This window comes from Rhodococcus sp. G-MC3, assembly GCF_030063335.1.
GTDB lineage: Bacteria > Actinomycetota > Actinomycetes > Mycobacteriales > Mycobacteriaceae > Rhodococcoides.
On the sequence record NZ_JASISW010000008.1, the window covers coordinates 79888 to 103496 of the forward strand.

Below are 23609 nucleotides of genomic sequence, written 5' to 3' on the forward strand. Positions count from 1 at the left end.
CGTATTTCCGCTCACCTGGCGCGTCAGCGGCCCTTGAAATCCGGATCCCGACGCTCCAGCATCGCGTCCACCGCTTCCGCATGATCGGCGGTGGTGTGCGCGATCGCCTGGTACGCGGCCGAGAGTTCGAGCAACGACTCGAGATTCTGGTGCTGCCCCTCGCGCAGTAGCTTTTTGGTCATCCGCAGCACCTGGGGCGGGTTCGCCGCCACTCGGTTCGCCAGGGCATGGGCGGCGGACAGTAGCGAGTCCGGCTCCACCACCTGCGAGACCATTCCCCATTCCAGTGCGGTCGCGGCGTCGATTGCCTCACCCGTGAATGCCATTTCGCTGGCTCTGGCCATACCGATCGCGCGCGGAAGCAGCCAGGCACCGCCGTCACCGGGAATGATCCCGACCTTCACGAAACTCTCGGCGAACTTCGCGGTGGTCGACGCGATTCGCAGATCGCACATCAGCGCCAGATCGCATCCGGCTCCGATCGCGGGACCGTTGACGGCGGCAATCGTCGGAACCTCACAGTGGTACAGCGCCTTCGGGATCCGTTGGATGCCCTGACGGTATCCCTGGCGTAGTTCGGCCGGGCTGCCACCGAACATGCCTTCCTTGTCGCGCATGTGTTTGACGTTCCCGCCCGAGGAGAATGCCGACCCTGCGCCCGTGAGAATGACGGCACGAACAGAAGGGTCTCGGTTCACCTCGGCAACCGCTGATTCGAGAGCATCGATGATTCCGACACTCGAAATCGGGTTGCGAGCGTCGGGATCGTTGAGCGTCCAGAGAAGGACATCTCCGGTGCGTTCGATGAGTAGCGGGTCGGTCACGTGAGAGCCTCCATCGACAAGAACTAGGACCTACAGTGCAACACGCTCGACTTCGGGGGTGGAAGAGGCGCGCACCGCGGATGCTCCGGCCGCCTTCGTCTTGCGGTGGCCGATGGCCATGAACCCCGCTCCGGCCGCTATCCATGCAGTGAGAACCAGCCAGGCCTGAGCTGTCGGAGCGCCAGGGAAGTACGACAGGGCTCTTAGCAACGTTGCGCTCGCGCCCTGGGGGAACAACTGGCCGATGGCACCCCACGGTTCGGGGAGGAACTGCCAGGGCTGTGTCGCACCGGAAATCTGATTGCCGATGAACATCATCAGCACGGCGGCCACGCCGATGCCTGCAGGTCCGATTATCGACGTCAACCCTACGATCAATGCGCTCACGGAGAGCACGGCCATCGTCACCGCAGCCATGTTGGACGCCATGGCGCCCTGCAGAATTCCGAACCAGCTCTGGGTGATCAGAACGACGACAATTCCTGCACCGATGCCGTAGACCGCTGTCGCGACGAGCCGCCCCCAGACTCCCTTGACCGTCATGGAGATGAGCACACCGCCGACGATTCCGCCGATGACGAGCGGGAAGCCCATCGCGGACAGTCCGGCACCACGGGCGTCGGTAGAAGCCAGCGGGACGACGTCGGTGACGGTAGTCCCCAGGGCCGAGGCCACACCTGTGAACATCTGGCTGACGGCGGCGCCGTTTGCGGAGGCCGTCAGCACCTCCGGCGTCGGGCCGAGAACGATCGCGCCGTACACCTCACGAGACTCGATCTGCGCGACCGCCGAGGCGCGATCAGGGCTGCTGCCGATGTCGAATGTTTCGGACAACTGGCTGCTCACAGCGGCGGAATTGCCGACGACGGCAACCGGGACGTTCCCCACTTTCGATGTCACCGCAGGCCACAAGAACGCGAGTACGACGACGGCGAGGATTGCTGATCCGGCGAGGGCGCTCGCGACTACGCGTGGCCAGGGGGTGGTCTTCATGGCATGACTCCTATTTAAAACGAATGATCGTTCTTTATATTGCGGGATCTCACCGAGGTTGTCAAGAACGAGTATTCGTTTTTATTATGGGCGGGTGCCCAAAGTCAGCGAAGACCACCGAATAGAGCGTCGTCGGCAAATTTCGAGTGCGGCGATGCGATGCTTTGCTAAATCGGGATTCGACGCCACCTCGATGGCCGACATCATCGCTGAATCGGGAGTGTCGGCCGGCGCGATCTACAGCTACTTCAAGAACAAGCAGGAGTTGATCGTGCACGTCACGCGAGACGTGCTGAAAAGCCGCGCGGCCGAGCTGGACGAGCTGGAGCAACAGGATCCGTTGCCGCCGCCCGCCGCCGTGGTGCGAATGTTCCTGATCGATCTGGCCCAGGATATCGGCGACCTGCGCATTTTCGTCCAGATCTGGGCCGCGGCCGCGGCCGAGCCGCACAGCATGGATTCGGTCGCCGGGGTGGTCGTGGAACTACGCGCGCTCTACGAGCGCTATCTGCGAGCGTGGTTCGTGCACAAGGGTTTTAGCGAGGAAGAGGCCGACGGGCGAGCGCTGGCGATTGCCCCCATCATCGTCGCGATGTGTCAGGGCTACATTCTGCAAAGCGTGCTGGTGCCCGACTTCGATTCGGACGGATATCTGGCGGCTCTGGATCTGGTCCACATGTGAGCGGAAATACGTCCCCGGGGACGTATCTCCACTCACATGCGGCGAAGCCGCTACACCGTCCGCGTCAGCCGATCGGCCAGCAGCCGCGAGAACTTTGCCGGATCCTTGAGCTCGGTTCCTTCGGCGAGAAGTGCCGTTGCATAGAGCAACTCGGCAGTCTCGGCGAGATTGGGATCCTCGCTGCGATCCTCACGCGCCTTCTTCAGTCCGGTCACGAGATCGTGGCTCGGGTTGAGTTCGAGGATGCGCTTGGACGTCGGCACGAACTGCCCCGACGCCTTGTACATCTTCTCGAGCTGCGGGGAGAAGCTGAACTCGTCACCGACGACGCACGCGGGTGACGTGGTCAGACGCGTGGAGAGACGAACTTCCTTGACGTCCTCACCGAGGGTCTCGGTCATCCACTTCAGCAGTTCCTCGAAGTCCTTGTCCTGCTCCTCGCGCTTGGCTTCGGAGTCCTTCTTCTCCTCCTCGGTGTCGAGGTCGACCTCGCCTTTGGAGATGGACTGGAAGGACTTGCCGTCGAACTCGGGAACGTTGCCGACCCACACTTCGTCGACCGAATCGGTGAGCAACAGCACTTCGAGGCCCCGGGCCTTGAAAGCCTCCATGTGCGGCGAGCTTTCGATCTGCTGGCGAGATTCACCCGTCATGTAGTAGATCTGCTCCTGGCCGTCCTTCATTCGGTCGACGTACTCCGCGAGAGTCGTGACGCCGGACTCGGAGTGTGTGGATTCGAACGACGAAATGCCGAGCAGAGTCTCGCGGTTGTCGGCGTCGGAGATCAGACCTTCCTTGATCGCCTTGCCGAACTGCGACCAGAACGTCTGGTACTTGTCGGCGTGCTCGCTCTGCAGCTCCTTGATGGTCGAGAGAACTTTGCGAGTGAGGCGACGGCGGATCGCGCGGATCTGCCGGTCCTGCTGCAGGATTTCACGAGAAACGTTGAGCGAGAGGTCCTGTGCGTCGACGACACCCTTGACGAAGCGCAGGTACTCGGGCATCAGCTCTTCGCAGTCGTCCATGATGAAGACGCGCTTGACGTACAGGTGCACACCGGTCTTGCCCTCGCGCATGAACAGATCGAACGGTGCCTGCGACGGGATGAACAGCAGCGCCTGGTATTCGAACGTTCCCTCGGCTTTGAACGGGATGACCTCCAGCGGCTCGTCCCATGCGTGGCTGACGTGCTTGTAGAACTCGGTGTACTCCTCGGTGGAGACCTCGTCCTTGGCGCGAGTCCACAGTGCCTTCTGCGAGTTGATCGTCTCGGTCGTGATCGTGACGGTTTCCTCGCCACCTTCATCTTCGCTCTTGACGCGCTTTTCGACGTCGATGCGAATGGGCCAGGCAATGAAGTCGGAGTACTTCTTGACGAGCTGCTTGATCTTCGACTCGGACGCGTAGTCGTAGAGGTGATCCTCTTCGTCCGCCGGCTTCAGAGTCAACGTCACCGAGCTGCCCTGTGGCGCATCGTCGACATCGGTGATGTCGTAGGTGCCCTCGCCGCTGGACTCCCACTTGGTGGCGGTGGCCTCGCCAGCCTTACGGGTGAGCAGCGTGACCTTCTCGGCAACCATGAACGTCGAGTAGAAGCCGATGCCGAACTGGCCGATCAACTCCTCCGACGCGGCGGCATCCTTGGCCTCCTTGAGCTTCTTGCGGACCTCGGCGGTGCCGGACTTGGCGAGGGTGCCGATGAGGTCGATGACCTCCTCGCGCGACATGCCGATGCCGTTGTCACGGATCGTCAGCGTGCGCGCTTCCTTGTCGATGTCGACCTCGATGTGAAGATCGGAAACATCGACGTGCAGGTCCTTGTCCCGGTAGGACTCGAGCCTGAGCTTGTCCAAAGCGTCCGAGCTGTTCGATATCAGCTCACGAAGGAAGCTGTCCTTGTTGGAATAGATGGAGTGAACCATCAGGTCCAAGAGCTGGCGCGTCTCGGCCTGAAATTCCCGCTGTTCGGTACTCAAGATTTCCCCTTCTAGCTGCATTCTGACGCAAAGATCCTACGACAAGGTTATCTCTGCGCCGCGTGGTGTCGGGCCGCCGGACTCCCCGACGTGGGGGTTCGCGGTTACGCCGAGCGAGAACGCCGGTCAGTAGCAGTCCACGTCAACGGAGTTGAACAGGCCTGCGTCACCGGTCCGGCCGCGTCGACCTGCTCCAGAGTCGCAGCGCTGACCTATCGTGGCGTGGGTGACGAACTCGAAGATCGTGCCGGTCGCCCTCGGAGTTGTCGGTGCAGCGTGGCTGGCAAGGGCTGCGTGGGGGCTGCCCGCTCAGCTTGGCGCAACCGCGGGAAAGATCGCACCCTATGCGGGGGCGTCGTCGCGCTATCGGGATCGCCGCTTCCACAATAGCGAGCCGAGTTCGAGCTTCACCGGCGGCGGTGACGAGTCGATCCTGGTCTCGTTCATGAAGCGACGATCACAGGGCAAGCCGCAGCGTCCGGTGCCGTTGGCCCCGACGATCGCGCCGGTGGACGCAGGCGAGATCGCCGTCACCTGGTACGGCCACTCGTCGGTGCTCGTCGAGATCGATGGTCGACGGATCCTGGCCGATCCGGTGTGGAGCAACCGCGTCTCGCCGTCCCAGACCGTCGGTCCCGCCCGGCTGCATCCGACGCCGGTGCCACTGGAAGGGCTACCGAAGGTCGACGCGATCGTCATCTCGCACGATCACTACGACCATCTCGACAAGGCCACGATCCAGAGGCTCGCAGGTCTGCAGCAGGCGCCGTTCGTCGTGCCGATCGGTATCGGCGCCCATCTGCGGCACTGGCGAATCCCCGAGGACCGGATCATCGAGCTCGACTGGGACGAGCAGACCGAGGTCGAGGGGATCACCATCACCTGCACCGAGGCCAGGCACTTCTCGGGCCGCGGACTCAAGCGCGACCTGACGCAGTGGGCGTCTTGGGCGTTCGCCGGGCCCGATCATCGAGTGTTCTTCGGCGGCGACACCGGTTACACCGTCAAGTTCGCGGAGATCGGCGCGAAGTACGGACCGTTCGACCTGACGCTTCTTCCGGTCGGGGCCTACGACCCGCGCTGGGCGGATATCCACATGAACCCGGAAGAGGCAGTGCGCGCCCACGCTGATCTGACAGGCGGGAGCGAAGGTGGGAATGGCGCAGCAGGGGTACTCGTTCCCGTGCACTGGGCCACGTTCAATCTGGCGTTCCACCCGTGGGCCGAGCCGATCGTGCGGCTGAAGGCAGCGGCCGAGGACGCCGGGGTCACGACGGTGGTGCCCATGCCGGGTCAGCGGGTCGACGCTTCACGCGGCGTGCCGGACGATCGGTGGTGGGCACGTCTCGGATGAGCCGGAGCACCGGGTAAACATAGCGCTGTCGCACCGGGAGCCTAGGGTTACCGCCATGTCGATCGAGGCGGACGCACAGCGGGATAGCGGACTCACCGAAGCGGAAGTAGCGCAGCTCCGGGCGGAAGGAAAATCGAACGACGTCCCAGCCCGGGCGAGCAGGTCCGTCAAAGACATCGTGCGAGGGAACGTCTTCACCCGCATCAACGCAATTCTCGGTGTACTCGTGATCATCGTGCTGTCGACGGGCTCGATCATCGACGGCATGTTCGGCCTGCTGATTGTCGCGAACAGCGGCATCGGGATCATCCAGGAGATCCGCGCGAAGAAGACTCTCGACGAACTTGCCATAGTCGGGCAGAGCAAACCCGTCGTCAGGCGCGATCGCGTCGCACAGGAAATCGCTCCTGATCAGGTGGTGCTCGGCGACATCATCGAGCTCGGGGCGGGTGACCAGATCGTCGTCGACGGTGAGGTCGTCGAGGCGTCGAGCCTGGAGGTAGACGAGTCCCTGCTCACCGGTGAAGCGGACGCCGTGCACAAGATCGACGGGGCTCAGGTCCTCTCCGGCAGCTTCGTCGTAGCGGGCAGCGGTGCCTACCGGGCGACGAGGGTCGGCCGGGATGCCCACGCCGCGAAGCTCGCCGAGGAAGCCAGCAAGTTCACGCTCGTGCACTCCGAACTGCGCAGCGGTATCGACAAGATCCTCAAATTCATCACCTACCTGATGGTTCCCGCGGGCGCACTCATCATCTACAACCAGCTGTTCTCCAGCGGCCAGTCGCTCGGTCCTGCGCTCAATGGCATGGTTGCGGCGCTGGTGCCGATGGTTCCCGAAGGGCTGGTGCTGATGACGTCGATTGCGTTCGCCGTCGGTGTCATTCGTCTCGGACAGAGGCAGTGCCTCGTGCAGGAACTGCCCGCGATCGAAGGTCTCGCGCGAGTCGATGTGGTGTGCGCCGACAAGACCGGAACACTCACCGAGAACGGAATGCGGCTTTCGGAACTGCGCGTGATCGAAGACGGCGACATTGCCGAGCGCGGCGATCTACCGAACGTACTGGCCGCTCTCGCGCACGACGACCCACGTCCCAACACCAGCATCGTTGCCATCGGCGAGGCGTACCCGGACGCGCCGGGCTGGACGCAGACCGCCGTCGCACCGTTCTCGTCGGCGAAGAAATGGAGCGGCCTGTCCTACGGGGAACACGGCAACTGGCTGCTCGGTGCACCGGACGTTCTGCTCGATCCCGGGACCGACATCGCCCGTCAGGCAGAGAAATTGGGGGCAGCGGGTCTGCGTGTTCTGCTCCTCGCGAGCAGTGATCGCCCTGTCGACGACGATTCGGCCCCTGGCGTCGTCACAGCGCGAGCGCTGGTGATTCTGGAACAGAAAGTTCGGTCCGATGCCCGCGAGACACTCGACTACTTCGCGAGCCAATCCGTATCCGTCAAGGTCATTTCGGGAGACAACGCCGTCTCGGTCGGAGCCGTTGCGGGTTCGCTCGGAATCGAAGGCGACCCGATAGACGCACGCACCCTGCCCGAGCCCGGCGAAGAATTTGCCGACACCGTCGTCGATTCGACGACGTTCGGTCGAGTACGGCCCGACCAGAAACGTCAGATGGTTGGGGCGCTCCAATCGCGCGGTCACACCGTCGCGATGACAGGCGACGGTGTCAACGACGTGCTCGCGCTCAAGGATGCCGATATCGGTGTCGCCATGGGCTCGGGTAGCCCGGCGACGCGAGCCGTTGCGCAGATCGTGTTGTTGGACAACAAGTTCGCAACGTTGCCGTATGTCGTCGGTGAGGGCCGGCGCGTGATCGGAAACATCGAGCGCGTATCTAATCTGTTTCTGACCAAAACCGTCTACTCCGTGCTGCTCGCATTTTTGATCGGTCTGTCGGGACTTCTCTCGCAGATCTTTCACTTCGAACCGCTGCCGTACCCGTTCCTGCCGCGGCACGTGACCATCGCGGCCTGGTTCACTATCGGTATTCCGGCGTTCGTACTGTCGCTTGCACCCAACAACGAGCGAGCACGCACCGGTTTCGTCTCGCGTGTCATGCGACTGGCAGTGCCTTCGGGGCTGATTATCGGAACCGCGACGTTCGTGTCTTACGTCCTGGCCTACCAGGGCCCCGGCGCCACCGAAACGCAGATAACGCAGGCGAGTACGACGGCGCTGATCACACTGATCATGATCGCGGTGTGGGTGCTCGCCGTGGTTGCCCGGCCGTATGCGTGGTGGAAGCTCGTCCTGATCGCCGGGTCCGTTGTCGGCTATCTGATTCTCTTCGCCGTCCCGTTCTGCCGGACGTTCTTCAAGCTCGACCCGTCGAATGTCGCACTGACCACGTCAGCCATCGTCATCGGCGCCATCGGGATCGCTGGAGTAGAAGCAGCCTGGTGGATCAGCGCGGCGCTGCGAGGCGAGAAGCGCGCCTTGTTCGGAACCCAGCAGGGTCCGCAGCCGAAGTAAGCTGACCAGACCATGCTGTAATACGCAGCAAGACTCGATACACCGGCAGAGCAGGAGCGATCATGGGTTTCGCAGACAACTTGAAGGGTCTCGTCGGCAAGGGCAAGCAGGTCGCGGCCGATAACTCGGACAAGATCGAAGGCGCCGTCGACAAGGCCGCACATTTCATCGACAACAAGACCGACGGCAAGTACGCCGATAAGGTCGACAAGGTCCAGCAAGCCGCCAAGAACGCCATTCCGGACAAGCCGTAAGTATCGATCCGTGCGTCGGCTGCGCTTTCCAGCGCAGCTGACGGCACAATCTACGTGTGGACGGACCAGTACTGCTTCTCGTGGTGATCTTCGCTGTCGGCGTCGCCGGCTTTGCGAAGAGACTCGATCTGCAGGTACCACTCGTCCTGGTCGCGGTTGGGTCGGTCGCGTCGTTCATCCCTGGCGTCCCGCACATCAGCCTCGCACCGGATCTGATTCTCGGGGTGGTTCTTCCCCCGTTGTTGTACTCCGCGGCGTTGAACTTCTCCTTCGTCAGTTTCCGTAAGAACCTCGGGCACATTCTGCGGCTCGGAATCGTCATGGTCGTCGTGACTACCGCGGCCGTCGGGTATTTCGCGAACTGGCTCGTCCCCGAACTCACGCTAGGCGCCGCGCTGGTGCTCGGTTCGGTGGTCGCGCCGCCCGACGCCGTCGCCGCCGTCGCCGTCGGCCGCAAGCTCGGATTGCCCTCACGCATGATGGCGATCCTGACGGGTGAATCTCTCGTCAACGACGCGGCTGCCCTGACGCTGTTCACGTTGACGGTGGCATCGGTGACCGGCAAGAAGATCGCCATCGACTCGCCGATTGTGTTCTTCGCATACGAGATAATCGGTGGAGTTCTCGTCGGCTTGATCCTCTCGCGCTTCGTCCGCTTCGTCCGTTCTCGCATTCAGGATTCGGCGTTGGAGACTGTGCTCGGGCTCGTACTTCCGTTCGCTGCGTACCTGGCCGCCGAGGAAATTCACGCGTCGGGTGTACTGGCCGTCGTGACAGCAGGTTTCGTACTGGGACGAGTCACCGCCGATGTTCCGGTGACGACGAGAATCCAGGAACGGCAGGTGTGGCCCACCATCGACTTGCTGCTCGAAGCGTTCGTGTTCGCGTACATGGGTCTTCAGTTGAGGTTCGTGATTGCGGAAGTTCACCGAGTGGGACTGCCGGTGGTGCACATCTTCGGCTACGCCCTGCTGATTCTGGTTGTCGTGATCGCCGTCCGTCCCGCGTGGATCTTCGTCGACACAGGCGGACGGGCATTGGTCCGTCTCACGCTGCGTCGCAGGGACCCCGATGATTCCGATGCGATGGGACTGACGTGGAAACAGAATCTGGTGCTCTCGTGGGCCGGAATGCGCGGTGTGGTGACCTTGGCCGCGGCATCCGGCGTTCCGCTCTCGACCGTTGCCGGCGACGAGTTTCCCGGCAGGCCCGTCATTGTGGCTGTCGCCTTCGTCGTTGCGGTTGGGACGCTGTTGATTCAAGGACTGACACTTCCGCTGCTGATTCGCAGGCTCGATGTCGCAGACCCGCATGAGGAGGAGGAGAACGTCGAACAGACGGAGTTGGCACGGGCCATCTCGCGTGCGGCGGCCGAAACGTACCTGACGGAGGCAGCGCAGAACGGGATCGACGGTGCGACGAAGGAATCGGTGGAGGCAGTGCTCGTACGCGTGCGGCGGTCCGTCCGCGCCCGAATGGATGCCGATGAGACCGAGGACCGAGAGGAACAGCTCGCCCGGGCCGGTGCGCTGTTCGACAAGCTGCGCCGCAACGTGCTCGTCGCTCAGCGACATGCATTGGTGAAGGCCAGGGACTCGGGTGAACTCGACGACGAGGTCCTTCGCAGTGTGCTTGATGGTCTCGACGTGGAAGAAGCCGCGGCGGAGTCGCGGATCCAGCGGCGGGCGCTCTAGTGCGCAAGTGTGTGCTCGCAGTGCTCTCGGTGCTATTGATTGCGGGCTGTGCGCAGCCTGCAGCAGAAACGATGTCACCGCAATCGGCGCCTGCCGCCCCGGTCGGTAACGAGCGCGGTTCGATCCTCTCGCAGGTCGCAATGGGACACACCGACCTCGCGGTCAGATTGCTCGGAGCGAGTGCTACCCGAGTCGTGTACCGGTCCACCGCGGGAGACGGTGACACAGGAACCGAAGTGTCGGGGGTGATATTCACTCCGAAAGGCGAAGCACCACTCGGTGGTTGGCCGATCGTATCCGTCGGCCACGGCACGACCGGGGTCACCGACGAATGTGCGCCGTCTCTGTACCCGAATCTGCTCGGCACCATCGGGGTCGTCGCACCGTTCCTGGAACGGGGAATGGTGGTTGCGGTCACCGACTATCAGGGAATCGGCACCCCCGGCGACCATCCGTACCTCGATCCCGACGCTGCGGCCTACAACATCGTCGACGCAGTACGTGCCGCGCGCGCGGTAGTGCCCGCGGCCGGGAATCGATGGGCCGGGATCGGTAATTCTCAAGGCGGACATGCGGTGTGGGCCGCTGCCGAACATGCCGACTACACCGACGGCCTCGAACTGGTCGGAGCTGCGGCACTGTCGCCGGTTCTCGATCTGTCGCCGATGTTCGATTCGGGCAGAACTCTGACGCTTCCGCAGATGCTGCTGACACCGTTCCTGATGGATGGCCTTCGGTATCGACAGCCCGAGATCGAGGATTCCGACTACATCCGGGGTGCACTCGACGTCGACAAGCGCGCGCTCACCGCATGCACCGACCTTCTCGGTATACAGAAGGCAGAGGCTGGCACTCGCCTCTCTCCGGGCGACGCTGTTCCAAGTACTGAAGCGTCCCGGCTCGCGATGGTGGATTGGCTGCAGTCCGTCGCCCTACCTCGCCGTCCGTCGACGGTTCCGCTGATGGCTGTGTTCGGCGAATTGGATCAACTGGTCGATCCGAAATGGACACAGGATGCGTCCGGGCGGGCATGCTCGATGGGTGACGTCGTCGAACTCAGGAACGAACCAGGCCAGGGTCATTCGGATCAGGCCGCCGTCGCCGACGGCGTCACCTGGGTGAGCGACAGATTCGCTGGTCTGCCACCGCCGAATACGTGTCAGGGAGGATGAAGATGCTGGACAGGCCGACACCAGAGGCCGCTGAACCTCTGAAAATGCTGCGCACTCTGTGCATGGCGCTGCCCGCTGCGACAGAACGAATCAGCCATGGCGAAGCCGCATGGTTCGTGCGGAAGTCGCCGCAGTTCGCAATGTTCGCCGATCATCATCACGACGATCGAATCGGATTCGTGGCAGCAGCACCGGCTGGGGCTCAACAGGATTGGCTCGCCAGGGATCCGAAGCGATTCTACGATCCGCCGTATGTCGGTGGCCGAGGGTGGATCGGGGTTTACCTGGATGTCGAGCAGGACTGGGAAGAGGTCGCTGACATCGTCGAAGATGCGTATCGAACCGTCGCTCCCAAGACACTGGTGACACAGCTCGACGCGGAGCGCCAACCGGAATGAGTTCAGCTCTGATGTGGTTGGCGGTGATCGTGGCATGCGCAGTCGTCACCGTGGCCGTCATCAGCCTTCGTGGTCGCCGCGATCTCACGACGCCCGCCGAGCGTGCAGTTCATGCCACATTGCACACCGCATCGCTCGCAGCGCGGCCTCTGCGCCAGGGACTCGATGTGAACTCGGCGACCCAAGCTGCGCCGCACCTGCGCGCACTGACCGGGGGAGACGCCCTCGGTGTCACCGACGCCGACGGGGTGTTGCTGACCTGGAACGGACCGCACGAGGAACTGATCGGACCGTTCCTCGAAGCAGCGCGCCGAGCGATCGACGGAAAGCGACGGGTGCTGCTCGCGGGCCCCCTCGGCGACGACGACGGCGTGCGCGCCTTGATCGCGCAGCCGTTGGCCGTCGAGGATGCGGGAGTTGTCGGTGTTCTCGGCGTCGTCGCGCGCTCGGCGCCTGGCCCTGGCATGCTCGGGGCGATCACCGAGGTCGCACGGTACGCGTGCGGTCAGATCGAACTTGCCGAATTGGACGCGTCGAGGGCTCGTCTCGATCGGGCGGAGGTCCGCGCGCTCCGTGCACAGATCAGCCCGCACTTCATCTACAACGCGTTGGGCACCGTGGCGTCGTTCGTTCGTACCGACCCTGATCGGGCCCGAGAGCTGGTGCTCGAGTTCGCAGACTTCACTCGCTACTCCTTCCGCAGCGCGGGGGAGTTCACTGTCCTCGCCGACGAGCTCCGCAACATCGACCGCTACCTGACGCTCGAGCGAGCGAGGTTCGGGGACAGTCTGCAGGTGACGCTGCAGGTGGCGCCCGAGGTTCTCAATGTCGTACTTCCCTTTCTGGCTCTGCAACCGCTCGTGGAGAACGCGGTCCGGCACGGCCTGTCCGGTCGCTCGGGCGGAGGTACCATCACGATCATCGCGGCCGACGAGGGCACCGATTGCCTCATCAGCGTCGAAGACGACGGCGTCGGTATGGATCCCGAAGTGCTGCGTTCGGGAATCCTTCATACCGAGGAAGCCGCGCACATCGGGTTGAGCAATGTCGACGATCGACTGCGCGCTGCGTTCGGCAACGATTACGGTCTCGTGGTCGACACCGCTCCTGGGGCGGGCACCAAGGTCAGCATGAGGGTGCCGAAATTCAAGGCAGGGATAAGGGCATGAGAAGAGGTCTGGCACAGTGAAGCAGGTTGTGACGAACCTTCCCGATGCGTCCCTGGTGATCCTGGCCGTGGACGACGAGAAGCCGGCGCTCGACGAGATTGCGTTTCTGCTGAGCAGGCAGAGCGGCGTCGCCGAGGTGTACACGGCGCTCGATGCGACCACGGCTCTTCGTCGTCTGCAACAGCCAGCTGGGCCAAAGGCGCCGGCGATCGATGCGGTCTACCTCGACATCAACATGCCAGGATTGGACGGCTTGGAACTGGCCGGGATTCTGTCGAACTTCGCCAGGCCTCCGGCAGTGGTGTTCGTGACAGCGCACGACGACCGTGCAGTGGCGGCGTTCGACCTCGGTGCAGTCGACTATCTGCTCAAGCCGCTACGTGAAGAACGATTGGCCGAGTCGCTTCGCCGAGTTCTGGCCGCCGGCCGACGAGCAGAACCGCAGGACACCTCGGAGTCCGACGAGATCATTCCTGTCGAACTCGGTGGTACCACCACGCTGGTGCAACGCGCGAGCGTCGGCTGGGTCGAAGCGGACGGCGACTACGCCAGGCTGCACACGACGGGCGGTTCGCATTTGGTGCGAATCCCAATTTCGACGCTGGAGAGCCGCTGGGCCGATGCTGGATTCCTGCGGGTGCACCGCTCGTATCTGGTGTCGTTGGCGTTGGTGACGGGGATCAAGAGTGTCGGGTCCGGGCTCGTTGTGTGTCTGCGCCGCGACGGCGACCTGAAGGCAGTGGAATTGCCGGTGAGCCGCCGACATACTCGTGAACTCAAGGACCGTCTGGTGCGTGGCCCGTTGCAATCCTGGTCAAACCGATGACCACGCCGCGTAAGCGTGAACGGGTCGTATTGGCTTCTCGCCGGGGCGCAAGAATCGTCAGGACACGCGTGGAAGTGCAGGAGCAGACCGAGGTCGGCGACGCCATGGTGCGGGGTCTGGTGCGCGCTCAACTGTTGCTGTCGGTTCGTCTGGCGCTGCTGACGCTCGCGATCCTGTTCTCGATTCCATTGGTGGCGTTGCAGGTTCCCGCGTTCGGTGATGCGACTCTGGCGGGGGTGCGGTTGCCGTGGATCGTGCTCGGGATCCTGGTCTATCCGCTACTGCTCGGTGTCGGGTGGATCTATGTCCGGCAGGCCGAGCGGATCGAGCAGCAGTTCGTCGAGCTGGTGGACGATTGACGGCCCCGATCCGCGAGTGAAAGACATTCTCTCCCGCTGCAGGGCTCAGAACCGGGGCAGTGCGGTGCGCGGTGACGTAATGTCCGCGTGGTGAGCGGCCAGTCCATACCCGTGGTTACGGTCGTCGCGCTGCTGTTGGCGGCAGTGGCGACCGTCGCCATCGGAATTTACGGAGTCCGCCTCGCCCGCACCACGTCCGATTTTCTGGTGGCATCGCGCAGCGTCGGTCCTCGGTGGAATGCTGCAGCCATCTCCGGTGAGTATCTTTCTGCTGCATCATTTCTCGGGGTCGCCGGACTGATCGCCAAATACGGTGCCGATGCGTTGTGGTATCCGATCGGATTCACCGCCGGATACCTCGGGCTTCTGCTGTTCGTCGCTGCGCCGCTCCGTCGGAGTGGCGCCTATACCGTCCCGGATTTCGCCGAGTTCCGGTTGGGTTCGCAGCGTCTTCGAACACTGGCGATGTTGGTCGTGGTGATCATCTGTGCGTTGTATCTGGTTCCGCAATTCCAGGGTGCAGGTCTGACACTGAACATCCTTCTCGGCGTTCCGGGTTGGGTGGGCGCCGCGGTGGTGGGTGTGATCGTGATCGCCAATGTCGTCGGCGGCGGCATGCGCTCGATCACGTTCGTGCAGGCATTTCAATACTGGTTGAAGTTGACTGCCGTCGCGGTACCGGCGCTGTTGTTGGCGCTGCATTTTTTCGCCGACGATCGTGCCGTCGGAAGCCCGGCACCGCCGACGGTGGACCAGTCGACGACCGTCGACATCAGCACCGATGTTCTGGTGCAGGTGGATGTGCCCATCGAAGTGAACATCCGAGGCACCGTCGACGGTGAAAGCGTCGACGGCAGGCGCGCCCTCGACAGTGGCACCCATCAACTGGGTGATGGCACGTTGTTGATTCTCGACGCCGGTTCCGCCGTCCCCGTCGTTGCGGGAGCGCCCACCACAGATGCAGAGTGGGCGCGACCCGGGTGGGGGTTCGGCGGTCTGCACCCGCTCTATCAGGTGTATTCGTTGATTCTGGCTACGTTCCTGGGGACTCTCGGTCTACCGCACGTGCTGGTGCGGTTCTACACCAATCCCGACGGCCGAGCCGCACGGTTGACCTCGCTCGCCGTCCTCGCTCTTCTAGGGTTGTTCTATCTGTTTCCCACATTGCTCGGTGTATTCGCGCGGTTGTACGTGCCGCAGTTGTTGATCACCGGGGCTTCGGACGCTGCCGTTCTGCTACTTCCTGGCTCGGTGTTGTCCGGCGTCCCCGGCCAACTCCTGGCGGCACTCGTTGCGGCCGGTGCGATTGCCGCTTTCCTGTCGACATCCTCGGGACTGTTGGTGAGCATCGCCGGAGTTCTCAGCACCGATGTGCTCGCGGGCAGGGTCCGTGACTTCCGTATTGCGGCAGTTCTCGCTGGTGCGCTCCCGTTGGCGCTCTCGCTCGGGTTGGTGTCCCTCGATCTGTCTCGGACTGTCGGCTTGGTGTTCGCGGTAGCGGCGTCGACGCTGTGTCCTCTGCTGGTCCTCGGAATCTGGTGGCGCGGACTGACGCCTGCAGGCGCTGCCGCAGGGTTGATCGGTGGGGGAGCGGTCTCGCTCGTCGCAGCATCCCTTTCGGTGTTCGGTGTCCCGGACGAGTGGCTGCACGGGTGGCCGTCGGCGATTCTCGGTTATCCGGCTGCGGTGAGCGTCCCGCTCGCTTTCGGGCTGATGTTCGTAGTGAGCAAGGCGACGGCAAAGTCGATTCCGGCGGACATCGGAAGTATCTTCACCAGGCTGCACGCACCCGAGCGGCTGGGTGTCGGGCGCGACCGGGAGCAAGGTTTGTAGCTCCGTTCATCGTCGCCAGGTGACCGTTCGGCGCACACTCCGGCAGTTGGGCGTGTGATGGACGCCACTGCATATCGCTGTGACTGTGATCTCATTAACGTTCTGCCTCAGTTCAGCATCACAGCCCGTGATGCGAAGAAGAGGGAGCACATCGACGTGAGTACACCGAGTACGGCCCCGCCGCCGGACGAGCAGGCGTTCATCGATATGCAAGCCAGTCCCGAATTTCAGGAGTTGCGACGAAGGTTGCGTAGCTTCGTGTTTCCGATGACCGCGTTCTTCCTGATCTGGTACGTCCTCTACGTGCTGCTGAGCACGTACGCGCACGACTTCATGTCCACCCCGGTGTGGGGCAACGTCAACGTCGGCTTGCTTCTCGGTCTCGGTCAGTTCGTTACCACCTTCGCCATCACCGGCATCTACGTTCGATTCGCGAACCGTGAACTCGATCCCCGCGCCGCAGCGCTGCGCGCCGACATGGAAACTTCCCAGGGAGCGAAGCGATGAATCTCGCGCAGGCATCAACCACGGTCGGCGAGCCCATCGTCAACATCTCGATCTTCGCGGCATTCGTCATGGTGACGATGGTCGTGGTGATCAGGGCATCGAAGAAAAATGCGACGGCCTCCGAGTTCTTCACCGCCGGTGGCGGGTTCTCGGGACCGCAGAACGGTATCGCCATCGCAGGCGACTACCTTTCGGCTGCAAGCTTTCTCGGTATCGCCGGTGCCATTGCCGTCTACGGATACGACGGCTTCCTGTACTCCATCGGCTTCCTCGTCGCCTGGCTCGTCGCGCTGCTACTGGTAGCCGAATTGCTCAGGAACACCGGCAAATTCACGATGGCCGATGTGCTGAGCTTCCGTCTCAAGCAAGGTCCGGTTCGCACCGCAGCGGCACTCTCGACGCTGACGGTATCGCTGTTCTACCTGCTCGCTCAGATGGCGGGCGCGGGCGGACTCGTCGCCCTGCTGCTCGACATCTCCGACCGCACCGGACAGTCCATCGTCATCGCCGTCGTCGGCGTCCTGATGATCATCTACGTCCTCGTCGGCGGTATGAAGGGCACGACGTGGGTACAGATCATCAAGGCTGTTCTTCTCATCGCCGGTGCTGCGTTCATGACGGTGTTGGTACTTGCCAAGTTCGGTCTCAACTTTTCGGAGCTGCTCGGTAGCGCACAGACGACGGTCTCCGGGTCTGCGGACCAAACCGTAGCTGCCAGGGACATGCTCGAGCCCGGTGCCCAGTACGGCGGCAGTGCGACGTCGAAGCTCAACTTCCTCTCGCTCGGCATTGCCCTCGTACTCGGAACTGCCGGTCTCCCACACGTTCTGATGCGCTTCTACACGGTGCCTACCGCCAAGGAAGCTCGCCGAAGCGTCGTCTGGGCCATCGCACTGATCGGCGCGTTCTACCTCTTCACGCTGGTTCTCGGCTACGGCGCTGCGGCCATCGTCGGGCCGGATCGGATCCTCGCTTCCGCCGGCGGGCAGAACTCCGCGGCACCGCTTCTCGCATTCGAGCTGGGCGGCGTCATCCTGCTCGGCGTCATCTCGGCGGTCGCCTTTGCGACGATCCTCGCCGTCGTGGCCGGGCTGACGATCACCGCATCGGCGTCGTTCGCCCACGACATCTACGCCAGCGTCATTAAGAAGGGCAACGTCGACGAGGTCAAGCAGGTGAAGGTCTCGCGGATCACTGCCGTCGTGATCGGTGCGCTCGCGATCGGTCTCGGCATCCTGGCGAACGGGCAGAACATTGCCTTCCTCGTCGCCCTGGCCTTCGCCGTGGCGGCTGCCGCCAACCTGCCGACCATTCTGTACTCGCTGTTCTGGCGTCGTTTCAACACCACGGGCGCTCTGTTCAGCATGTACGGCGGGCTGATCTCGACGATCGTGCTCATCATCTTCTCGCCGGCAGTGTCCGGCTCGAAGACTTCGATGGTCCCCGGCTCGGACTTCGCATGGTTCCCGCTGTCCAACCCCGGCATCGTCTCCATCCCGCTCGCGTTCATCCTCGGCATCGTCGGCACGTACGTGTCCAAGGACTCCGAGAGCAAGGCCAAGCAGGCCGAGATGGAGGTTCGCTCCCTGACGGGTATCGGTGCGGAGAAGGCCACTGCGCACTGATCTTTCGCACTAGGTTTCGAGTTGTACGCCAACGGCGGTCGACGAAGTGTCGGCCGCCGTTGGCGTGCTGTCTTCCGGCGCTGGAAGGTGCGCGGTTGGGTGCAGAGGACCAGTAGCGCAGGTTCCAGCTGTTGGCGCGCTCTGCAGAGTGAGCGGTCGACTGGAGGGTGCGCGGTTGGGTTCGGAGTGCAACTGATCAGGCAGCTGAAGCTCGGGCGATCGTACGTGGACGTGGAAGAGTGTCGGCAAGTTCGAAAGCACGCTTCAGTTTCTCCCTCAGGCGCTGCGGATGTTCGAGGTCGGACCATGTCCAGCGAACGACCACCCACCCGTAGGAGCGAAGTTCATCCTCGCGTGCCTTTTCCGCGACTACTACGTCGCTAGACGACTGTCCAGGTTTCAGGAACTTCGTGTACTTGACCTTTCCATCGAATTCACCGACAACTCCACATTCGTCGAATAGAAAATCGACTCGCGCGATGAACATGCCGTCGGGGCTGTACAGGTTCATCTGAAGTGCTGGTCCGGTGAAACCAAGGAATTTTAGGTGTACGCGGCTGCGAGATTCGCCGATGCTTTCACTCGAATCCATGCAAAAGCCCAGCGCGCGAAAGGCCTTGACGATGCTTCGTCGGCCACTTCGGTTCAGCGCCTGGGTAACGCCGTCGACCGTGGCGGTTCCTTTGGACAGTGCAGCGTCACCGACACAAACGGCAGCCTCGAAGGACATCGACTTGCACAGATCGGCGATCGTGCGGTCTGGTGAAGTTACATTCATTCCGTGGAGTTCGACGACATCGTCCGAGCTCAGCGGTGCGGGGTGCACATGACGGGTTTGGGAGGTGCGGCCTCCGCTCGTGCGATCGACGGTGAAGTGCACCCGTTGCAGATTCGGAGACCATAAGGGAAGACCATGCACAAGCGCGGCCGATTCGTGGCTCACAACCAGACTGCTTCTCGCCGATGCAGCATGGGCGCGTACCCGAAGAATATGGCGTTCGGCGACGCCTAGCGAGCTGAGGTCCGCGGTCGGTACGAATGCGCCCCGGTGGATACGCTCGAGAGTCCCGCTGTTCGTGGCTACGCGGATATCGCCGTCGGTCGTACCGGAACGAATCAGATTACTGCGCAACAGTAATGGGTCCTTGTCGGAGTGCATACCCATGATGTTGGACGGTTGAGGGGCTGAGCGATAGATGTGGATAACCAGCCTGTGGATAAACGAATTTCGTGTACTGTACGCGAATTTCCCTGGGACCAGTAGCGCAGGTTCCAGCTGTCGGCGCGCTCTGCAGAGTGAGTGGGCGACTGGAGGGTGCGCGGTTGAGATGGTTGACGCTGGAAGGTGCGCGGTTGGGTGCAGGTACGCCGTGCTCGGGTGAGCAGCGGGCCACGATGCAGGGAGTTATCACAGCGGCCGATAGCGACGTGAGTCCTACCTCACATAGCCCGCTTGACTGAGGTGGTTACGATCCCTGCGTGGCCAAGCTCAAGGTAACCGTCAATGTCCCCATCGACCCAGCAGAGGCATGGACGCATGCGTCCGACCTCGCCAATTACGATAAGTGGTTGTCCATCCACGAGGGCTGGCGCTCTGACCTGCCCGAACAGCTCGCCGTCGGTACCACCCTCGAGTCGGTGGCGAGTGTGAAGGGAATGCGTAACCGCATCAAGTGGACCATCGAGAAATACGACCCGCCCATGAAGCTGAAGCTCGACGGCAAGGGTAAGGGTGGCGTCAAGATCGGCCTGATCCTGAGCGTTGCAGAGGGAAAGAAGGGTGGTTCGGACCTGACGCTCGATGTCGAGCTCGGTGGCGCGCCACTGTTCGGTCCGATCGGATCCGGCGTCGCCCGTGCTCTGAAGGGCGACATCGAGAAGTCGATGACTACCTTCGAATCCCTGTACGCGTAAGCAGGCCAGACCCCAGCTACGCACTTCGCTGGATGCGGCCCGCGTTACGCTTTTGCGCAACCGCACAGCGAGAGTCTGTTCGACCTAGGCCTCTCGCTCACTACGGAGAGGTTCAGCAATGCCCGGAAGACACAGCGCGCCAGCAAGACACAGCGTGCCGAACACGCCGTCGAGCTCGACAGGATTGGCGAAATACGGCGTCATTGCCGTCGTTCTAGTCATCGTCGTCGCAGGTGGTGTCTACGCCGCGCAGAAGGCGTTCGGCGCAGGATGCTCGGATTTGGTCTCGTACAGCGTTGCCGCCGACCCGGCGATAGCCGATGTGGTGAAGCAGGTCGTCGACCACTCGTCCGCCGAAGATCTCGAATGCGCGAACCTCGAGGTCACCGCCACCGACTCGAGCTCAGTCTCCGCCGCTGTATCCATGGGCGGCGACGTACCGTCGTTGTGGATTCCCGACTCCGCTCTCTGGGTCGGCAAAACAGTGCGCGCGACGGGTTCGCTCGTGGATCTCGCAAGCCAATCGGTTGCCAGCTCTCCTGCGGTCATCGCCGCACGTAAGGACGAGGTGCCGTTCTTCGATTCCTGGCTCACGGCTTTGCAGCTCAAAGGACTTCGGATCGGAAATCCGTTGTCCAATACCATCTCCGACGCTGCGATTCTCGGGGCGCTCGCTGAGGCGGGAACCGATACCGATGCCGTCGACTCTGTGTCCGCGGCCCTCGTTCCCATTGCGCAGGCCCAGGCGGCGACCCGTGGTGAGGCGGACCCGGTGGTGCGTCTCGACGAGATGACCACCGACGGCGGGGTCTCGGTCGTATCGGAGCAGACTCTCGTCGAGTATCAGAAGTCAGCAGATACAGAACTGAGCCCGACGGCTCCGCCCACCGGCAGCTTCTTCCTCAACTTCCCGCTGGCCGTCACCGAACCTGCCGGAGATCGACACGAGAGCGCGAAGGGCGTCGGACTGGCCCTTGCCGAGGCCTTGTCGTCGCAGTTCGCGCTTTCCGCCCTGTCGGATGCAGGTTTCCGCGCCCCTGACAACGCACCACTGAGTGAGGGCCGAGGAATCGGCGATCTCACGCCGCTCACGATCGCCGACCAGCAGACGGCCGAGGCCACGCTGCGTCGCTATCAGGTGTTGGCGCTACCGTCACGGACGCTCGTGATGGAGGACGTGTCCGGTTCGATGGGCTACAGCGCAGGCGCGGACACTCGCATCGGTCTGACCGTGCAAGCGAGCAATGCTGGGAACAAGCTGTTCCCCGACAACGCGGCGATGGGGCTGTGGGCATTTTCGATCGGACTGGGCGGCGGGAGCCAGGATTACCGGGAACTCGTGCCCATCCGCCGGCTCGACGAGGACGTGAACGGGTCCTCGCAACGAAACTTGCTCGTGCAGCAGACGGGGACACTCCCGGGGCTCGTCGGCGGCGGCACCGGTCTGTACGACACTGCCCTGGCAGCATTCCGTGAGGTCAAAGAGGGATACGACCCTGACTACATCAACAGCGTCATCATCCTGACCGATGGTTCCAACGAGGACCCGGGCAGTGTCTCGCTCGACGAGTTGCTCTCGACTTTGCGATCGGAGCAGGACTCGTCGAAGCCCGTCATCATCGTGACGATCGGAATCACCGACGACGCCGACGCGGGTGTTCTTCAGCAAATCTCGGCCGCCACCGGCGGAACAAGCTTTTTGGCCAGAAATCCTGCCGAAATCCCCAATGTGTTTGTGAATGCTCTCAAGAGCCGCGCGGGACGCTGATCAATCCGCTATTTTTGGGATTGCCGTGTGCTCGGAGCAGTTTTTCGTGCATGATGCTTCTTTTGCATCGAAAACTGATCGGTTGGGGGAGTTCGGGAAATGTCGGGGCGTCACGTAACAGGTACTCGCAGAAATCCCGCCTATTTGTGGGGCGTGATTGTGGTGGTGGCTGTCGTAGTGGTGGTGGGAGGCTACTTCGGAGTCCAGGCGGTCCGCGCGAGCGGCAGCGGCTGCGACACCGTCGACCAGGTCTCGCTGGCAGTGGATCCGACGCTTGCGCCCGTGGTGACCGACGTCTTGGCGCACACCGACGTCATCGCTCGTGGGTGTACCGACTTCGAGGTGCGGGCGGAAGAACCGACCGACACGGCAACAGAATTGGCAGGATCCAGCGAGAACCGTCCTGACCTCTGGATTCCGGACTCGACGCTGTGGCTGCTCAAGACGCTTCGGTCGACCGGAGCGCTTCCCGAGGTCACCAAATCGTCTGTGGCGAACACGATGCCGGTTGTGGTTTCCCGCAAAAGCGAAGCTCGTCCCGTCGACACCTGGCTCCAGGTGCTGCAGGCTCAGGGCCAGCGAATCGGCGATCCGCTCGTCAGTAGCGCGGCGCTCGCGTCGATTCTCGGTGCGCTCGCCGAGTCGGAGGTTGCCATCTCGGACGCGAAAGCAGTGTCGGCAGCGTTGGTGCCGCAGGCTCAGGATTTCGGACGCATCGCCGATCTGCCGCACGACACCTCAGACCTGGTAAAACAGGTGGCTACCGATGGTGGAACCAGCGTCGCGACCGAGCAAAGCGTGGTCACGTACAACGCTGCCCATCTGGACGCTCCGCTGGGTGCTGTCGTTCCGCCGACCGGCAGCTACTTTCTGAACTATCCGCTCGCGGTCACTGTCGCGGCGGGTCCCGAATACGACAGCGTCAAGTCGGCGGGCACAGCACTGTCGTCGGTGCTCTCGACTCAGACGGCAACGGATGCGTTCAGCGCGGCTGGTTTCCGGCAGTCCAGCGGTATCCCATTGCCGGACAACCGCGGTGTCGGATCGGTCGCATCCCTCGAACTCAAGAACCCGCTCGCCATCGAGTCGACACTCCGAGACTGGTCGGTACTGGCATTGCCGCTACGCACCATCGTGGTAGAGGACGTGTCGGGTTCGATGGCCGCGAAGTCCGGCGACTCCACTCGGATCGCACTGACCGTCGACGCCAGTGTCGGTGGCAGCGCGTTGTTCAGCGATCAGACCGAGATGGGGGTGTGGGCCTTCTCCATCGGGCTCGGCGGTGGCGGCCAGGACTACCGCGAACTGGTTCCTCTCGGACCCGTGACGAACATTGTCAACGGTCAACCGCAGCGCGAGGCGATCCTCTCGGCGATCCGTGGGCTCCCGGCGCTGGTCGGCGGCGGAACCGGCTTGTACGACACGACCCTGGCGGCCTTCCGTACGGTCAAAGAAAACTATGACCCCAACTTTGTCAACAGCGTCATCATCCTTACCGACGGTGCCAACGACGACGCAGGCAGCCCATCACTCGATCAGCTCATCGATACGCTCCAGCGGGAGCAAGATCCAGTCCGGCCAGTCGTGATCGTCACGGTAGGCATCACCACCGACGCGGATCCGGTTGCACTGCAACGTATTTCTGCGGCCACCGGCGGCACCAGCTACGTCGCCGAAGACCCTCGCGATATCCCCGACGTGTTCGTCAAGGCTCTCAACAGCCGCACTCAACGGATCGGCGGGCAATAGTCCGACATCGATGAAACGGCCGTCTCA

Annotated in this window: 20 protein-coding genes; 16 read left to right on the forward strand and 4 right to left on the reverse strand. The window is 62.8% G+C overall.

Annotated features, from left to right (window positions below):
• Nucleotides 1-23: 23 nt before the first annotated feature.
• A complete protein-coding gene (locus QMK17_RS11050; protein ID WP_283509030.1) occupies nt 24-824 on the reverse strand; it encodes a crotonase/enoyl-CoA hydratase family protein in 801 nt (266 codons plus the stop codon).
• A 30-nt stretch (nt 825-854) separates the two neighbouring features.
• Entirely contained in the window at nt 855-1817 is a 963-nt protein-coding gene (locus QMK17_RS11055) for a hypothetical protein (protein WP_283509032.1), read from the reverse strand.
• A 154-nt stretch (nt 1818-1971) separates the two neighbouring features.
• On the opposite strand from QMK17_RS11055, the gene QMK17_RS11060 reads away from it, so the two are divergent.
• Entirely contained in the window at nt 1972-2499 is a 528-nt protein-coding gene (locus QMK17_RS11060) for a TetR/AcrR family transcriptional regulator (RefSeq protein WP_283509319.1), read from the forward strand.
• Nucleotides 2500-2549: 50 nt separating this feature from the next.
• Here QMK17_RS11060 and htpG read toward each other — a convergent pair whose 3' ends face one another.
• The gene (htpG, locus tag QMK17_RS11065) at nt 2550-4475 is read right to left on the reverse strand and encodes a molecular chaperone HtpG (RefSeq protein ID WP_283509034.1); all 1926 of its coding nucleotides are present in this window, start codon (nt 4473-4475) and stop codon (nt 2550-2552) included.
• 226 nt (nt 4476-4701) lie between these two features.
• Here htpG and QMK17_RS11070 point away from each other — a divergent pair, with 226 nt between their 5' ends.
• From QMK17_RS11070 to QMK17_RS11125, 12 genes are all read left to right on the forward strand, one after another.
• The gene (locus QMK17_RS11070; protein ID WP_283509036.1) at nt 4702-5829 is read left to right on the forward strand and encodes an MBL fold metallo-hydrolase; all 1128 of its coding nucleotides are present in this window, start codon (nt 4702-4704) and stop codon (nt 5827-5829) included.
• A gap of 55 nt (nt 5830-5884) precedes the next feature.
• Entirely contained in the window at nt 5885-8314 is a 2430-nt protein-coding gene (locus QMK17_RS11075) for an HAD-IC family P-type ATPase (RefSeq protein WP_283509038.1), read from the forward strand.
• Nucleotides 8315-8376: 62 nt separating this feature from the next.
• A complete protein-coding gene (locus tag QMK17_RS11080; protein WP_283509040.1) occupies nt 8377-8568 on the forward strand; it encodes an antitoxin in 192 nt (63 codons plus the stop codon).
• Between the two features lie 56 nt (nt 8569-8624).
• Nucleotides 8625-10262, forward strand: coding sequence for a Na+/H+ antiporter (locus QMK17_RS11085; RefSeq protein WP_283509042.1), 1638 nt, complete (start codon nt 8625-8627; stop codon nt 10260-10262).
• 71 nt (nt 10263-10333) lie between these two features.
• Nucleotides 10334-11434 (forward strand): lipase family protein, encoded by a 1101-nt coding sequence (locus tag QMK17_RS11090; protein WP_283509044.1) that lies wholly within the window; start codon nt 10334-10336, stop codon nt 11432-11434.
• Between the two features lie 2 nt (nt 11435-11436).
• Entirely contained in the window at nt 11437-11832 is a 396-nt protein-coding gene (locus tag QMK17_RS11095; RefSeq protein WP_283509046.1) for an MmcQ/YjbR family DNA-binding protein, read from the forward strand.
• A gap of 11 nt (nt 11833-11843) precedes the next feature.
• Nucleotides 11844-13001: a sensor histidine kinase gene (locus QMK17_RS11100; RefSeq protein ID WP_442972745.1), complete on the forward strand. Its 1158-nt coding sequence runs from the start codon at nt 11844-11846 to the stop codon at nt 12999-13001.
• A 16-nt stretch (nt 13002-13017) separates the two neighbouring features.
• On the forward strand, nt 13018-13827 hold the full coding sequence (locus tag QMK17_RS11105; protein WP_283509048.1) for a LytR/AlgR family response regulator transcription factor: 810 nt from the start codon (nt 13018-13020) through the stop codon (nt 13825-13827).
• Nucleotides 13824-14186 (forward strand): hypothetical protein, encoded by a 363-nt coding sequence (locus tag QMK17_RS11110; protein WP_283509050.1) that lies wholly within the window; start codon nt 13824-13826, stop codon nt 14184-14186. The genes QMK17_RS11105 and QMK17_RS11110 overlap by 4 nt, the downstream gene beginning before the upstream one ends.
• A 90-nt stretch (nt 14187-14276) precedes the next feature.
• Nucleotides 14277-16019, forward strand: a complete 1743-nt coding sequence (locus tag QMK17_RS11115; RefSeq protein ID WP_283509052.1) for a sodium/solute symporter — start codon at nt 14277-14279, stop codon at nt 16017-16019.
• Nucleotides 16020-16226: 207 nt separating this feature from the next.
• Complete coding sequence (locus QMK17_RS11120; protein WP_283509321.1) at nt 16227-16526, forward strand: DUF485 domain-containing protein; 300 nt, start codon at nt 16227-16229, stop codon at nt 16524-16526.
• Nucleotides 16523-18151 (forward strand): solute symporter family protein, encoded by a 1629-nt coding sequence (locus QMK17_RS11125; protein WP_283509054.1) that lies wholly within the window; start codon nt 16523-16525, stop codon nt 18149-18151. Before QMK17_RS11120 ends, QMK17_RS11125 begins: the two co-directional genes overlap by 4 nt.
• A gap of 196 nt (nt 18152-18347) precedes the next feature.
• On the opposite strand, the gene QMK17_RS11130 is transcribed toward QMK17_RS11125, so the two are convergent.
• On the reverse strand, nt 18348-19310 hold the full coding sequence (locus QMK17_RS11130) for a hypothetical protein (protein WP_283509055.1): 963 nt from the start codon (nt 19308-19310) through the stop codon (nt 18348-18350).
• A gap of 320 nt (nt 19311-19630) precedes the next feature.
• Between QMK17_RS11130 and QMK17_RS11135 the strand changes: the two genes are divergently transcribed.
• The 3 genes from QMK17_RS11135 (at nt 19631) to QMK17_RS11145 (ending at nt 23582) form a co-directional block, all read left to right on the forward strand.
• The gene (locus QMK17_RS11135; RefSeq protein WP_283509057.1) at nt 19631-20065 is read left to right on the forward strand and encodes a type II toxin-antitoxin system Rv0910 family toxin; all 435 of its coding nucleotides are present in this window, start codon (nt 19631-19633) and stop codon (nt 20063-20065) included.
• Nucleotides 20066-20183: 118 nt separating this feature from the next.
• The gene (locus tag QMK17_RS11140; protein ID WP_336620145.1) at nt 20184-21833 is read left to right on the forward strand and encodes a VWA domain-containing protein; all 1650 of its coding nucleotides are present in this window, start codon (nt 20184-20186) and stop codon (nt 21831-21833) included.
• Between the two features lie 165 nt (nt 21834-21998).
• Nucleotides 21999-23582 carry a VWA domain-containing protein gene (locus QMK17_RS11145; RefSeq protein WP_283509061.1) on the forward strand — a complete coding sequence of 528 codons (1584 nt, stop codon included), beginning with the start codon at nt 21999-22001 and terminating at the stop codon, nt 23580-23582.
• Nucleotides 23583-23609 lie beyond the last annotated feature (27 nt).

Excerpts from the sequence above, each read along its gene's own strand:
- QMK17_RS11120 (WP_283509321.1), top strand. The coding sequence starts at position 16,227 with ATGCAAGCCAGTCCCGAATTTCAGGAGTTGCGACGAAGGTTGCGTAGC.
- QMK17_RS11095 (WP_283509046.1), top strand. The coding sequence starts at position 11,437 with ATGCTGGACAGGCCGACACCAGAGGCCGCTGAACCTCTGAAAATGCTG.
- QMK17_RS11100 (WP_442972745.1), top strand. The coding sequence starts at position 11,844 with ATGTGGTTGGCGGTGATCGTGGCATGCGCAGTCGTCACCGTGGCCGTC.
- QMK17_RS11090 (WP_283509044.1), top strand. The coding sequence starts at position 10,334 with ATGTCACCGCAATCGGCGCCTGCCGCCCCGGTCGGTAACGAGCGCGGT.
- QMK17_RS11075 (WP_283509038.1), top strand. The coding sequence starts at position 5,885 with ATGTCGATCGAGGCGGACGCACAGCGGGATAGCGGACTCACCGAAGCG.
- QMK17_RS11130 (WP_283509055.1), bottom strand. The coding sequence starts at position 19,310 with ATGCACTCCGACAAGGACCCATTACTGTTGCGCAGTAATCTGATTCGT.
- QMK17_RS11055 (WP_283509032.1), bottom strand. The coding sequence starts at position 1,817 with ATGAAGACCACCCCCTGGCCACGCGTAGTCGCGAGCGCCCTCGCCGGA.
- QMK17_RS11140 (WP_336620145.1), top strand. The coding sequence starts at position 20,184 with ATGCCCGGAAGACACAGCGCGCCAGCAAGACACAGCGTGCCGAACACG.
- QMK17_RS11060 (WP_283509319.1), top strand. The coding sequence starts at position 1,972 with ATGCGATGCTTTGCTAAATCGGGATTCGACGCCACCTCGATGGCCGAC.
- QMK17_RS11110 (WP_283509050.1), top strand. The coding sequence starts at position 13,824 with ATGACCACGCCGCGTAAGCGTGAACGGGTCGTATTGGCTTCTCGCCGG.
- QMK17_RS11080 (WP_283509040.1), top strand. The coding sequence starts at position 8,377 with ATGGGTTTCGCAGACAACTTGAAGGGTCTCGTCGGCAAGGGCAAGCAG.
- QMK17_RS11125 (WP_283509054.1), top strand. The coding sequence starts at position 16,523 with ATGAATCTCGCGCAGGCATCAACCACGGTCGGCGAGCCCATCGTCAAC.